The following is a 13,222-nucleotide window of genomic DNA, read 5'->3' as shown; positions in this document are numbered from 1 at the left end:
ATCAGTGAACCTCCAACTCGATGGGTGCTCCGACGAGGGAGCCGTACTCGACCCAGCTACCGTCGTAGTTCTTGACGTCTTCCTTGCCCAGCAGCTCCTTGAGGACGAACCAGGTGTGGCTCGAACGCTCACCGATGCGGCAGTAGGCGATGGTGGCCTTGTCGTCGTCGTAGCCCTTGGTCTTGTACAGCTCTTCGAGCGCGTCGTCGGACTTGAACGTGCCGTCCTCGTTGGCGGTGGTGCTCCACGGGATGTTGATCGCCGACGGCACATGGCCGCGCTGCTGAGCCTGTTCCTGCGGCAGGTGAGCCGGGGCGAGGATCTTGCCCGAGAACTCGTCGGGGGAGCGTACGTCGATCAGGTTCTTGTTGCCGATCGCGTCGATGACCTCGTCGCGGAATGCGCGGATCGACAGGTCGGGAGCCTCGGCACGGTACTGCGTGGTCTCGCGGCTGACGACGTCCTTCGACAGTGCGCGTCCGTCGAGTTCCCACTTCTTGCGTCCACCGTCGATGAGCTTGACGTCCTTGTGGCCGTAGAGCTTGAAGTACCAGTAGGCGTAGGCGGCGAACCAGTTGTTGTTTCCGCCGTACAGAACGACGGTGTCGTCGTTGCTGATGCCCTTCGCGGACAGCAGGTCGGAGAACTGCTCCTGGCCCAGGAAGTCGCGGCGAACCGGGTCCTGCAGGTCCTTGCGCCAGTCGAGCTTGACAGCACCTTCGATGTGTCCGCCGTCGTAGGCGCTGGCGTCTTCGTCGACCTCGACGAAGACGGTCTTCGGTGCGTTCAGGTTCTGCTCGGCCCAGTCGGCAGAGACCAGGACGTCGGAGCGAGCCATGGTGTTCCTTTCGGTCTTTCTTGTACGGATCGGAAGAAGGGTGTGAGTGCTAGGTGCTGCGCAGTCGCGCCGCGAGGGGGTAGATCATGCACCCGAGGCAAACCGCGAACGCGGCGTTGAGAAACGCCGCGAACAAGGCGAAGCCTGCTGCCACGGTGCCGACGACGGGAGCGCCGAGCGCGAAGCCGAGAACTCCGACGGCGGCGAACGCGAATCCCACCAGCTGAGCGAACTTCAACGGAGCCACCGGCTCGCGTTCGCTGGTCGGGGAGAGTCGCGGAGCGACGAACGTCGCGTAGATCGTGCCGTACGGACTGTGCTTGGGTCCGCGTACGGCGCCGATTCCGAACACGATCGCCTGTAGCCCGAGCAGGATTGCCGCTGCGGGGACCGAGAACGTGGTCAGGAGAAGTACGACGACCAGGACGGCGGTGGTGATCCACGCTGCGAAGCGCGGGCCGCGGACGTCGACCTGGTCGATCGTGGGGGTGTCGGTGTGGGTGTCGTGTGTCGACATCGAGAAGTACTCCTGTGCGAGGCCGGGGCACGCCGCAAGGGCAGTGCTCGGACGTGGATTCCTGTCTTGGGCCGACATCACGCATGGGCGTGGCGGCAGAAGGAAATCAGCAGCAGCGACAGCAACATCCGCCCAGTCGGCACAGATCAACCGTGCGTCGACTGGTGAGCATCAGCTCGTGGCGGGAGAACACGAAGAGCATCCTACCTGCTACCAGCGTCGCGTCGAACCGCCGGCCCGAGCGGGTGCGGTCACAGGGCGTCGAGCGCGGACCGCAGAGCCGCCGCGGAGGGAACCCCCGCGATTCTGGAGCGCCGACGCAACTCGGTGTCGAGCACGAACGTGGTGGGCAACGACAGCACTCCCAGCTCACGAGCGAGGACCGGATGGGCATCGATGTCGAGCTCTACTTCGCGGGCCCCGCTGCGGTCGTTCAGCACTTGGCCTACGACGCGACGGACGGCCGCGCACGGTCCGCACCAGTCCGCCGAGAAGTGCAGCACCGTCGCGGTGTCGGTCGTGATGCCCGCCTCGAGCAGGAGTGGGCGTAGAGCGTCGGTGTCGGAGCCGGTGTCTCGAACGGCGCGCACGGTGCCGGACCGGCTCCGGAGGTAGAGCCCGGTGGCTACGGCGAGGACCGCCACGACCAACAGGACTGTGATCCCTGTCACGGCTTTTCGATCTCGTTGAGGTCGATCGTCACGTTGTCGCCCGAACCCTCGATGACGATCTGCGACCCTTCCGCGTACACGTCGGTCGGCAGAAGTCCGAAGGGCAGGTTCTGGCGCTCGATGGTCTTGGTGAACAACCCGAGCACGGTCGGCTTGGCGAAGTCGGGAATCGTGAAGTCCGCCCGACCCTCGGGGCCGAAGTAGAAGTCGGATGCCACGATGGCGACACTGTCTCCCTCGAGCAGAAGGTCGGCTTCCACGCTCACTGTGGTCTGCAGTGGGCCAACCGGCACCGTTCCGGTGAGCACGACGCCTCCGGTAGTCGTTTTCCCTGAGCCACCCGAGCCGCCCGTGCCGTCGGACTTGTCGGCCGGGGGCGCAGAAACCTGCAGGTCGACGATGCCGAGGAACCGGCCGAGGTCGGTCGCCTCGATGCGGACGCGGCCGTCGAGCTCGTCGACCGGAATGGCGCGGACGTTGTTGTCGATCAAGTCGGACAGGGCGATGTGCACGCCGCGCAGATTGGCCTCGATCGTCGTCGAGCCGACGTATTCGGTGGGAACGTCCTGAGCCCTGATCTCGATGTTCTGGTAGCGGCCGTCCGCTGCCTGGGTCAGGAACGGGAATCCGTGCACGATCACCTGGGGGTCCGAATTGAGTTCGCCACCGGCGCGAATCGCGCGTGAGACTCGGTATTCGGAATACGCCGCCGCGCCGAAATCCACGACGAGCGCGAGGGCCAGCAGGCTGACGAGTCCGATGAGAAGTGTGCGCACGCGTCCATTGTGACCGACGGGTCGCGTACTGCCCGCTTCGGCCAGTTGTACGGACAAGCTAGTCTGTGTCCTTGACGAATACTCCAATCCAGCTCGGGCTGGACCGGCCAGCAGTAAGAATGGAGACGCAGTGGAGCTCCTACTACTGACCTCCGACCCCAATCCGGAGGGCGTTCTTCCGTCCCTTGCTCTTCTGGCGCATCACGTGCGACCGGTGCCCACCGAGGTCTCCTCGCTACTCGAAGCGGGTTCGGCCGATATCGCGCTCGTGGACGCCCGCACCGATTTGGCTGCGGCACGCGGGTTGTGTCGCCTGCTGGGCAGTACCGGGTCGGCCATCCCCGTCGTCGCGGTTCTCACCGAGGGCGGGCTCGTGGCGGTCAACTCCGATTGGGGCCTGGACGACATCCTGCTTCCGGGTACCGGCCCGGCGGAGCTGGACGCGCGCTTGCGGCTACTGGTGGGGCGCAGCGGCGGCGTCGCGAGCCCGGAAACCTCGGGCAAGATCACGCTCGGCGAGCTGATCATCGACGAGGGCACCTACACCGCACGACTGCGCGGTCGTCCGCTCGATCTGACCTACAAGGAATTCGAGCTGCTGAAGTATCTGGCTCAGCACGCGGGCCGCGTGTTCACTCGCGCCCAACTGCTGCAGGAAGTGTGGGGTTACGACTTCTTCGGTGGCACGCGCACCGTCGACGTCCATGTTCGACGCCTGCGCGCCAAGCTCGGCACCGAGTACGAATCGCTGATCGGTACCGTGCGCAACGTGGGATACAAGGCGGTCCGGCCTGCACGCAACACCAAGGGCGGCCCAGTTTCATCGGAGGGCGCGGGCGGGGATACCGGCGATGCGGATTTCGAGTTCGAGCAGGAGAGTACTCTCTCCTAGATGAGTTCGGATACTGCGTTCGGCGTCCATCCCATCGACGGCGACGCACCGTCTTCTCGAGTTTCCGGCGAGGTTCACCGGATCCTTTCTCGCGCAACGGAAGTCGACGGTACCGCGCCGCTCTCGGAGCAGGCGGTGAAGGCGGTCGACGCCGGCGAGAACGTCGTTCGTCTCGTCGCCACCGAAGGTGATCGAGTCGTGGGCTACGCCGGAATCGCCGACGGGATGGCCGAGGCGGTGGTCGATCCCTCGTCTCGCGGTCGCGGCATCGGTCGCGAATTGGTTTCTCGCGCACTCGATATCGGCTCGGATGCGCGAATCTGGGCGCACGGCAACATCGCCGCGGCGCAGTCCGTTGCAGCTCGTCTGGAGCTGAAGGTGGTTCGGGAACTGCTGCAGATGCGTCGGGCATCGGCCAGTCCTGATCTCGCTGATGTTGTTGTGCCGGAGGGTATTACGCTGCGGACCTACCGTGGCCATCAGGATGACGCAGAGCTGCTGCGGGTGAACAATGCGGCATTCTCGTGGCACCCCGAGCAGGGTGGCTGGACCGACCGCGACATTGCCTCGCGACGAGACGAGCCCTGGTTCGATCCGGCCGGCCTCTTCCTGGCGTTCGAGGAAGGCAGCGACCACCTGCTGGGATTTCACTGGACGAAAGTTCATCCGGCCGAGGGTGCCGAGCCGGCCATCGGTGAGGTGTACGTCGTCGGCATCGATCCGCAGTCCCAGGGCCGTGGTCTCGGTCGAGTGCTGACGCTGGCGGGCCTGCACTACCTGCGTAGCCGCGAACTGGGTCAGATCATGCTGTACGTCGAGGCCGACAACACTGCCGCGGTACACACCTACACCAAGCTCGGGTTCACGAATTACCACGTGGACGCCGCGTACGCGCGCACCGTCTAAACGGACATTTCCAGCGCGGTGTTCATCTTCCGTTCACCCACGCGGGGGTAAACGTCTACCACCTGCCCTTACCTTTCTCTCTGGGCGGCAACCAACGCCGCCTGGTGCGAGGTTTCTTTCGAGCCGGCACCCACACAGTCACTGCTCGGCCGATCAGGCCCGAGGCGTGAACACGGCCCAAGATTCCTCGGAGGAAACAGGTGAACCTCAAGCGCAACGGTGCTCTCATGAGTGCAGTGGCAGTCAGTGCCATGTTGCTGGCCGCATGCGGTAGCGACGCGAACGTCGCCACCACGGACGGCGCATCACAGTCCTCGGCTACCTGCGAAGGCAAGTCCCCGCTGACCGGTGAAGGCTCGTCCGCTCAGCAGAACGCCATGTCCAACTTCACCTCGATCTACTCCGGCGTCTGCGCCGGCAAGGCCGTCGAGTACACCACCAGCGGCTCGGGCAACGGCCGCACTCAGTTCGTCGCCGGTCTCGTCGACTTCGCCGGATCCGACTCGTCGATCAAGGACGATCAGGCCGCCCAGGCTGCCGTTCGTTGCGCAAACAACCCGGCCTGGAACCTGCCCCTGGTCTTCGGCCCGGTTGCAGTGGCCTACAACGTCGACGGTGTCGACAATCTGGTGCTGAACCCCGACGTCATCGCCCAGATCTTCACCGGCAAGATCACCACCTGGAACGACCCGGCCATCGCCGCACTCAACGAGGGCGCAACGCTCCCGTCGACCGCGATCACCCCGGTCTACCGCTCCGACTCCTCGGGCACCAGCGACAACTTCCAGCGCTTCCTGGCCGCATCCGCTCCCGAGGCCTGGACCCTGAACCACAGCTCCGACTGGGCCGGCGGCGTCGGTGAAGGTGCCAACGGATCCTCGGGCGTCGCCCAGGCCGTGGCCGCAACCCCCGGTGCGATCACCTACGTCGAGAAGGGCTTCGCCGACCAGGAGAGCCTGGGCAAGGCAGCCGTCGACTTCGGCAACGGACCGGTCGAGCTGAGCAGCGAGACCGCAGGCAAGGCCATCGACGCCGCGAAGTTCAAGGGTGAGGGCAACGACCTCGTCATCGACATCGACGGCCTGTACGCCAGCAACGCAGCCGACACGTACCCGCTGGTCCTCGCGACCTACGAAATCGTGTGCTCGAAGGGCTACGACGCCGACACCACGGCAGCCGTCAAGTCCTTCCTGCTCAGTGCAGCCAACGAGGGCCAGGAGGGCCTCGAGGCAGCCGGCTACGTCCCGCTGCCCGACGCATTCAAGGAACGCCTGGTCACCGCTATCGAAGCGATCGCCTGATTCAATGAGACGTAATCTTGCTTCGGCTCGCGATATCGCGGGCCGAAGCAAGACCGTCCTCGACCCCCACACGAGACAGTGAGCGGTATGAGCGACACCCACTCGATGACCGGCGTCCCCTCCGCGGCTACCGTGCCCTCCACGGGTGCCGCGCACAAACCGGAAGAACCACAATTGTCAGACAAGAAAACGTCGGGAACCGTCACACGTCCCGGTGACCGGATCTTCCGAGGCCTGGCCACGGGCTCGGGCATCTTCATCATCGCCCTGATCGCCGCCGTGGGAATCTTCCTGCTCTGGCGCGCAATCCCCTCACTGTCGAACAACACGGTCAACTTCCTGACCTACAACGGCGCATGGGACACATCCGACACCTCCGCAATGATGTTCGGTGTACTCGACCTCTTCCTGGTCACCGTCACCGTGTCTCTGTTCGCGCTGATTCTCGCGATGCCGGTCGCTCTCGGCATCGCCATCTACCTGACGAACTACGCACCCAAGCGAGTTGCAGGACCGCTCGGCTACATCATCGATCTGCTGGCCGCGGTCCCGTCGATCGTCTTCGGTCTGTGGGGCCTCTACGTCCTCGCGCCCGCCATCAGCCCGTTCGCCGAATGGCTGAACTCGTCGCTGAGCTGGTTCCCACTCTTCAGCACCGGATCGGTGTCGATCGCCGGCGGCGGCACCATCTTCACCGGTGGCATCGTGCTCGCCGTGATGATCCTGCCCATCATCGCCGCCGTCACCCGTGAGGTGTTCATTCAGACGCCGAAGGGCCAGGTCGAAGCCGCCCTCGCGCTCGGAGCCACTCGCTGGGAGGTTGTGCGCACCACGGTCATTCCGTTCGGTAAGTCCGGGTTCGTCTCCGGCTCGATGCTCGGTCTCGGCCGCGCGCTCGGTGAGACCATCGCGCTGTACATCATCATCCGCAGCACCCAGGCGACCTTCGGCGGAACGTTGTTCGACGGCGGTTCCACATTCGCCACCAAGATCGCGCTGGCCGCAGGCGAGTTCAACAACCCGCTGCAGGCAGGTGCCTACATCGCGGCCGGTCTGGTGCTCTTCGTCCTGACCTTCGTCGTCAACGCCGGTGCTCGCGCCGCCATCGCCGGAAAGAAGGACTGACCCATGACTGCAACCATGGACAAGCCCGTCAAGGAACCCACGTTCCAGGGCGTCAGCGCCAGGCGCAAAGCGTCCAACCTGGCGGCGACGATTCTCGTCAGCCTCTCGGTGCTGGTCGCTCTCGTACCCCTGATCTGGGTGCTCTACACGGTGATCTCCCGCGGTCTCTCTGCCGTGGTTTCACCTACCTGGTGGCAGAACTCGCAGGCCGGCGTCACCCAGTTCATCGCAGGCGGCGGCGCGTATCACGCCATCGTCGGAACTCTCCTGCAAGGACTGTTCTGCGCCGTCATCTCCATCCCGATCGGCATCTTCGTCGCCATCTACCTCGTCGAATACGGCGTAGGTACTCGGCTGGCCCGAGTGACGACGTTCATGGTCGACATCCTCACCGGTGTGCCGTCCATCGTCGCGGCCTTGTTCATCTACGCGCTCTGGATCGCTACCTTCGGCTTCCAGCGCTCCGGTGTGGCCGTCGCATTCGCTCTGGTACTGCTGATGATCCCGGTGATCGTGCGCTCGGCGGAGGAAATGCTGCGCATCGTTCCGCAGGACCTGCGCGAGGCGTCCTACGCACTCGGTGTTCCGAAGTGGAAGACCATCGCGAAGATCGTCATCCCCACCGCACTGTCCGGAATCGTCACCGGAATCATGTTGGCCCTGGCCCGCGTGATGGGCGAGACGGCACCGGTGCTGATCCTGGTGGGATCTGCCACCGCCATCAACTTCAACATCTTCGAGGGGCCGCAGACGTCTCTGCCGCTCATGATGGTCGACCTGCAGAAGGCAGGAACCGGCGTGCTCACCGCTGAGCGCATGTGGGGAGCAGCCCTGACGCTGATCCTGATCGTCGCAATACTCAACATCGGCGCGAAGTTGGTCTCGAAGTTCTTCTCGCCCAAGAACTTCTGACCCACCCGACTCCAGCGAACCGTAAGGAACGAAGAACATGGCAAAGCGTCTCGATCTCAAGGACGTCAACATCTACTACGGCAAGTTCCACGCCGTCTCCGACGTCACCCTGGCCGTACCGCCGCGCAGCGTCACCGCGTTCATCGGACCGTCGGGCTGCGGTAAGTCGACCGTCCTGCGTTCGCTCAACCGCATGCACGAGGTAACCCCTGGTGCCCGGGTCGAGGGCTCGGTGCTGCTCGACGGCGAGGACATCTACGGCAACGGCGTCGATCCCGTGGGTGTGCGCCGCACCATCGGCATGGTCTTCCAGCGCCCCAACCCGTTCCCGACGATGTCCATCAAGGACAACGTCGTGGCGGGCCTCAAGCTGCAGGGCGGCCGCGGCAAGAAGGAACTCGACGAGATCGCCGAGCGCTCACTCAAGGGTGCCAACCTCTGGAACGAGGTCAAGGACCGCCTCGACAAGCCCGGTGGCGGCCTCTCCGGTGGTCAGCAGCAGCGTCTGTGCATCGCTCGTGCCATCGCCGTCTCGCCCGACGTGCTGCTGATGGACGAGCCGTGCTCGGCTCTGGACCCCATCTCGACACTGGCCATCGAGGACCTGATCCAGGAACTCAAGCAGGACTTCACGATCGTCATCGTCACGCACAACATGCAGCAGGCTGCGCGCGTGAGCGATCAGACCGGCTTCTTCAACCTCGAGGCGACCGGTAAGCCGGGCAAGCTCATCGAGATCGACGACACCGAGAAGATCTTCTCCAACCCGACGCAGAAGGCCACCGAGGACTACATCTCCGGCCGCTTCGGATAGCCACATACCGCGAAGAGAACCCCCGCCGAGCGTCAGCTCGACGGGGGTTCTTCTCGTTGTGCGCCTGCCCTGATACGGACATCGAGTAGCGCTGCCGGGCAGCGCTACTCGACGTGAGCGGTACTACGAGGTGGGAATGTTGTTCTGGTGCAGGTCGACCGGAAGCTGGCCGGTGACGAGGAAGATCACTCGGCGACCGACCTCGACAGCATGATCGGCGAAGCGTTCGTAGAAGCGACCCAGCAGGGTCACGTCCACCGCAGCTGCGACGCCATGGCTCCACTCACGGTCCATCAGAACGGTGAAGAGGTGACGGTGCAGATCGTCCATCGCCTCGTCTTCCTCCTGCAACTTCGCAGCGCGCTCGGGGTCGCGTGTCTCGAGGACCTCGCGTGCGGACGCGCCGATCTGAACGGCGAGGCGTCCCATCTCGGCGAAGTACCCGTTGACGACCTCGGGGAGGGCATGGTTCGGGTGTCTGCGGCGAGTGATCTTCGCGACGTGCAGGGCGAGTGCGCCCATCCGGTCGATGTCGGCGACGATCTGAATGCCGGCCACCACCGAACGAAGATCGCCTGCGACGGGCGCTTGCAGGGCGAGGAGCGTGAAAGCCTTCTCCTCGCACACCGCACTGAGCTCGGTGATCTTGTCGTGCTCGGAAATGACCTGCTCGGCGAGCACCAGGTCTGCTTGGAGGAGTGACTGGGTGGCCTTCTCCATGGCCGTACCAGCCAGGCTCGCCATCTCTCCGAGGAGATCGGCAAGCTCGTTCATCTGTTCGTTGTAGGCGACGCGCATGAGCGAAGTTTAGTAGGTCACACTGACCTGTTCCCTGTCCCGAGGGTTAACGGAGCATGAATGAACTCAGGCACACGTGTCGTCGGCGGCATTGGTGAACGAAAGATCTTCCGGGAGCGGCGCACTCTCGGTTGTGCCCTCCACCTGTGTGGCATCGATTGCGGTGCCGAACGCCGTCGGGGATTGCGTGTATCCGGGGTAATTGGAGCCGAGCACCACCTCGACGACGTTGTTCAGGCTCGGAGCCAGCTCGATGGCTGCGCCGGGGATCGCCGATGCGACGGTCGCTGCGGCCGCTTCCTGGTCCTGGGAGTAGCGCACGACGGTCTGGGCGGCGGAGCCCGAGAAGTTGCCGACCGTCAGGATCTGGAATCCGTAGGTCGCGAGCTCGTCGGATGCTGTTTGGGCCATCCCGGCGATATCGGACGCGTTGGATACCTGGAGCGACACCGTGCCTGGTTCGACGGCCAGTAGCGGGGCGTCGGGGGCGGCGGGGGGAGCCGAGGATTCGGGGGTCACCGGCTCTGCGCGTTCCTCGCCGGGCAGCGGATCGTCGTCGATGATCGCCTGGAAGATGGCGCCGATCGCCTCGTCGTTGGGGATCTCGTTGCCGTAGTCGTTGGTGCCGGTGGTCGGGATGGTGAGGAAGGTGACCGCGCCGGCGTCCACGTTCTGCAGCGATCGGCCCAGCGTCACCAGGTCCTGGGTCTTGACGTTCTCCACGAACGTGTCCGAGGTGAACGCGTTGACGAATCCGTTCAGCTTGCCTGGGTCGAGCAGCACCTTGTTCGAGAGCGCGGACCTGAGCAAGGACGACAGGAAGCGTTGTTGCCGCTTGATGCGGCCGTAGTCGCCGTTGCCCTCGGACTCGACGTTGCGGGCCCGAACGTAGTTCAGCGCGGTGCGCCCGTCGATGCGTTGCGTACCGGGGTTGGGCAGCACGTCTCCGAGCTCGTAGTCGATCAACGGTTGCGCGGTGCAGACCTCGACGCCGCCGACCTCGTCGACCATGGACTCGAACCCGGCGAAATCCATTCCCACGAAGTGCCCGATGCGGAGACCGGAAATCTTCTGGATCGTCTTGACCAAGCATTTGGGGCCGCCGAGGGCGTAGGTGGCATTGAGCTTGTCGCCGTACGCCTCGGGGAACATCTCACCGGTGTAGGTATTGGTGTCGTTGTCGAACTGCTCGCACTCGGGGCGCGTCACATCGAGATCTCGCGGGAAAGACACGGCGACGACGCGACTGCGATCGGCCGGAATGTTGACGAGCATGACCGTGTCCGAGCGGGCTCCCTCTGCGTCGGCGACGGTTCCGGCGCCCACCTCGCCGCTGGCCCCGGTGCGGGTGTCGGTACCGACGATCAAGTACGTCTCGTCGCCGTACTGGCCTGCGGCGTCGACGACGTCCGTCGAGTCGGGATCGAGCGCAGCGACCTGAAGAAATCCTTGGTCGGTGTTGCGGAGATATCCCCACACCACTCCGGTCAGTGCCACCGAAAGAATCGCGATGAGAGACACCAGACTCCGACCGACCATCCGCAGTCGCCTGCGTCGTCGCACCCGGCTCATCGCCAACCGCGTCAGTGCCGGGCGGTCCGAGGTAGGCGCGCCCACCGGTTCCGGTACCGCATGCGGCGGCGTAGGTGGTACTGCCCGGGAGGGTGGGGGCGTGGAATCGGTGATCGGGGCGATGATCTCGGTGGGTTCTTCGGTCTCGGGCCGTTCGGTGGGTACCCGACGACTCGATCCCGACCGCGACATCTTGTCCACCAACTCGGCCACCGAGACGGTGTCGGCATTACGCGGCGATCGTTTACCGAGCCTGCCGCTGTCGCCCGGCTGCGGTGGTGAATCCTGGTCCGGTGTGGACGGGCGTTCGGAGCGAGGCCGATGCTCTCCGTTTTGTCTGATTGAGGACAGCGGGCGCTCCCATGGGGCGCGACCCTCGGGCACAGACGGGCCCGACTCTCGATCGTCTCCCACGAATTCGAACCTGGCCTTCCATCACACGCACGCGTTGCCTACTCGGCAATCCAAGCCATAGTACTGACTCGAGCGGCATGGTCCACTTCGTGCGAGGTGAGGGCCGGTCAGCTGGGGATCAGCCGCCCGAGTGCATCAGGTCGGCACCGGCCGGGACGCAGATGTCCTCCGGATCGTCGAGCCAGCCGTCGGGCAGCGCAACCGCGCCCGGTGAGCCCTGTCGTCCGCGGGGCCCCTCTGCGTCCTTGGGAAACGGAACGGTCGGATCGAGTTGCGCCAGAAGATCGTCGAGCTCGGCGAGAGTGGACACCAAGGCCATCGAGACTCGAAGATCCGATCCTGCAGGGAAGCCGCGCAGGTACCAGGAGACGTGCTTGCGCAGCTCGCGTAGGCCCTTCTTCTCACCGTGGTGCTCGGCGAGCAACTCGGCGTGGCGGGCGATGATCGTGGCCACCTCGCCGAGGGTGGGTGGAACGGGCTCGGGTCGGCCGTTCAGGCGGGCGCTGAGTTCGGCGAACAGCCACGGCCTGCCCAGGCAACCTCGCCCGACGACGACGCCGTCGCAGCCGGTCTCGGCCATCATCCGGACCGCGTCGGAGGCGGAGAAGATGTCTCCGTTGCCCAGCACCGGGATACCCGTGACGTGTTCCTTGAGTCGAGCGATCTCGTTCCAGTCCGCGGTACCGGAGTAGCGCTGCGACGCGGTTCGCGCGTGCAACGCCACTGCAGCGGCACCCTCGTCGGCGGCGATTCGGCCTGCGTCCAGGTGCGTGTGGTGGTTCTCGTCGATGCCGACGCGGAACTTGACGGTGACCGGAATGTCGGTGCCCTCGGTCGCCTTGACGGCCGCGGCGACGATGCGACCGAACAGGTTGCGTTTGTACGGCAGAGCGGCGCCGCCGCCCTTGCGAGTGACCTTCGGAACCGGGCAGCCGAAGTTCATGTCGATGTGGTCGGCCAGATTGTCGTCGACGATCATTTTCGCCGCGGCGTACGTGGTGTCCGGATCGACGGTGTAGAGCTGCAGCGACCGCGGAGTTTCGGTGGGGCCGAAGGTCGTCATGTGCATCGTGGCGGGCTGTCTTTCGACCAGCGCGCGGGCGGTCACCATCTCGCAGACATACAGGCCCGACGTGCTACCTGCCCGCTCGAGTTCCTGTTCCCGGCACAGCGTCCGGAAAGCCACGTTGGTGACGCCTGCCATCGGTGCCAGGACGACGGGGCTGCGCAACTCCAGTGAGCCGATCTGCAATGTCATGGAAGAGCCTTTGGAACGGAGGGAGAACTTTCAGGAGAAAAAAGGGTGCCCGGCACCGAAATCGGTACCGGGCACACCAGTCGAGCGAAACTTACGACGCGCGTGCTTCGGCTTTGGCGCGTTCGCGGGCGAGGGAGCGGTCGCGCATTTCCTCGAACTTGGTGGCTTGGCGTTCGAGGTCTTCGAGGAACGCGGCGAGTTCTTCGCGCTTGTTCTCTCCGCGGGCGGTGAAGTCGTTGCGCTCGAAGACGTTCCACTTGCGCAGTACCGGCCAGACGACGTCTTCGAGGTGCTGACGCAGGTCGTAGATGCCGTGCTTTGCCATGAGCACACCGTTGCGGCGGAAGTTCGGCATCCCGGCACCGGGCATGACGAAGTTGGTCACGATGTCCGAGACGGCCTGCAGCGTCTGATCGGGGGAGATGTCC

14 protein-coding genes are annotated in these 13,222 nt (G+C 64.8%); 6 read left to right on the top strand and 8 right to left on the bottom strand.

From position 1 onward, the window contains the following. Position 1: 1 nt before the first annotated feature. The 4 genes from CH294_RS03680 to CH294_RS03665 all read right to left on the bottom strand — a co-directional run bounded on the left by CH294_RS03680 (position 2) and on the right by CH294_RS03665 (position 2,802). Positions 2–838, bottom strand: a complete 837-nt coding sequence (locus CH294_RS03680; RefSeq protein ID WP_032405779.1) for a sulfurtransferase — start codon at positions 836–838, stop codon at positions 2–4. Positions 839–887: 49 nt separating this feature from the next. Then, the gene (locus CH294_RS03675; RefSeq protein WP_032405780.1) at positions 888–1,355 is read right to left on the bottom strand and encodes a DUF4395 domain-containing protein; all 468 of its coding nucleotides are present in this window, start codon (positions 1,353–1,355) and stop codon (positions 888–890) included. Positions 1,356–1,606: 251 nt separating this feature from the next. Beyond that, the gene (locus tag CH294_RS03670) at positions 1,607–2,026 is read right to left on the bottom strand and encodes a thioredoxin family protein (RefSeq protein ID WP_094608444.1); all 420 of its coding nucleotides are present in this window, start codon (positions 2,024–2,026) and stop codon (positions 1,607–1,609) included. After that, the gene (locus tag CH294_RS03665; RefSeq protein WP_032376391.1) at positions 2,023–2,802 is read right to left on the bottom strand and encodes an LmeA family phospholipid-binding protein; all 780 of its coding nucleotides are present in this window, start codon (positions 2,800–2,802) and stop codon (positions 2,023–2,025) included. Before CH294_RS03665 ends, CH294_RS03670 begins: the two co-directional genes overlap by 4 nt. Positions 2,803–2,932: 130 nt before the next feature. On the opposite strand from CH294_RS03665, the gene CH294_RS03660 reads away from it, so the two are divergent. From CH294_RS03660 to pstB, 6 genes are all read left to right on the top strand, one after another. Beyond that, positions 2,933–3,694, top strand: coding sequence for a response regulator transcription factor (locus CH294_RS03660; RefSeq protein WP_094702639.1), 762 nt, complete (start codon positions 2,933–2,935; stop codon positions 3,692–3,694). Continuing rightward, complete coding sequence (gene mshD / locus CH294_RS03655) at positions 3,695–4,600, top strand: mycothiol synthase (protein ID WP_094737037.1); 906 nt, start codon at positions 3,695–3,697, stop codon at positions 4,598–4,600. Positions 4,601–4,800: 200 nt separating this feature from the next. Continuing rightward, the gene (gene pstS, locus CH294_RS03650; RefSeq protein WP_032376394.1) at positions 4,801–5,901 is read left to right on the top strand and encodes a phosphate ABC transporter substrate-binding protein PstS; all 1,101 of its coding nucleotides are present in this window, start codon (positions 4,801–4,803) and stop codon (positions 5,899–5,901) included. 87 nt (positions 5,902–5,988) lie between these two features. Beyond that, on the top strand, positions 5,989–7,026 hold the full coding sequence (gene pstC / locus CH294_RS03645; RefSeq protein WP_094737036.1) for a phosphate ABC transporter permease subunit PstC: 1,038 nt from the start codon (positions 5,989–5,991) through the stop codon (positions 7,024–7,026). A gap of 3 nt (positions 7,027–7,029) precedes the next feature. Continuing rightward, complete coding sequence (pstA, locus tag CH294_RS03640; protein ID WP_032376396.1) at positions 7,030–7,938, top strand: phosphate ABC transporter permease PstA; 909 nt, start codon at positions 7,030–7,032, stop codon at positions 7,936–7,938. A 37-nt stretch (positions 7,939–7,975) separates the two neighbouring features. Further along, the gene (gene pstB, locus CH294_RS03635) at positions 7,976–8,752 is read left to right on the top strand and encodes a phosphate ABC transporter ATP-binding protein PstB (RefSeq protein ID WP_032376397.1); all 777 of its coding nucleotides are present in this window, start codon (positions 7,976–7,978) and stop codon (positions 8,750–8,752) included. Between the two features lie 123 nt (positions 8,753–8,875). On the opposite strand, the gene phoU is transcribed toward pstB, so the two are convergent. The 4 genes from phoU to CH294_RS03615 all read right to left on the bottom strand — a co-directional run. Further along, a complete protein-coding gene (gene phoU / locus CH294_RS03630) occupies positions 8,876–9,550 on the bottom strand; it encodes a phosphate signaling complex protein PhoU (protein WP_032376398.1) in 675 nt (224 codons plus the stop codon). Between the two features lie 66 nt (positions 9,551–9,616). After that, positions 9,617–11,536 (bottom strand): LCP family protein, encoded by a 1,920-nt coding sequence (locus CH294_RS03625; RefSeq protein ID WP_094737035.1) that lies wholly within the window; start codon positions 11,534–11,536, stop codon positions 9,617–9,619. A gap of 118 nt (positions 11,537–11,654) precedes the next feature. Further along, a complete protein-coding gene (dusB, locus tag CH294_RS03620) occupies positions 11,655–12,794 on the bottom strand; it encodes a tRNA dihydrouridine synthase DusB (RefSeq protein ID WP_032405789.1) in 1,140 nt (379 codons plus the stop codon). 91 nt (positions 12,795–12,885) lie between these two features. Further along, a partial coding sequence (locus CH294_RS03615; RefSeq protein ID WP_170944574.1) for an acyl-ACP desaturase occupies positions 12,886–13,222 on the bottom strand: 337 nt, incomplete at its 5' end.

Source organism: Rhodococcus sp. 14-2483-1-1 (genome assembly GCF_002259335.1).
Classification (GTDB): domain Bacteria; phylum Actinomycetota; class Actinomycetes; order Mycobacteriales; family Mycobacteriaceae; genus Rhodococcoides.
This window is presented reverse-complemented; position numbering and strand designations above follow the sequence as displayed.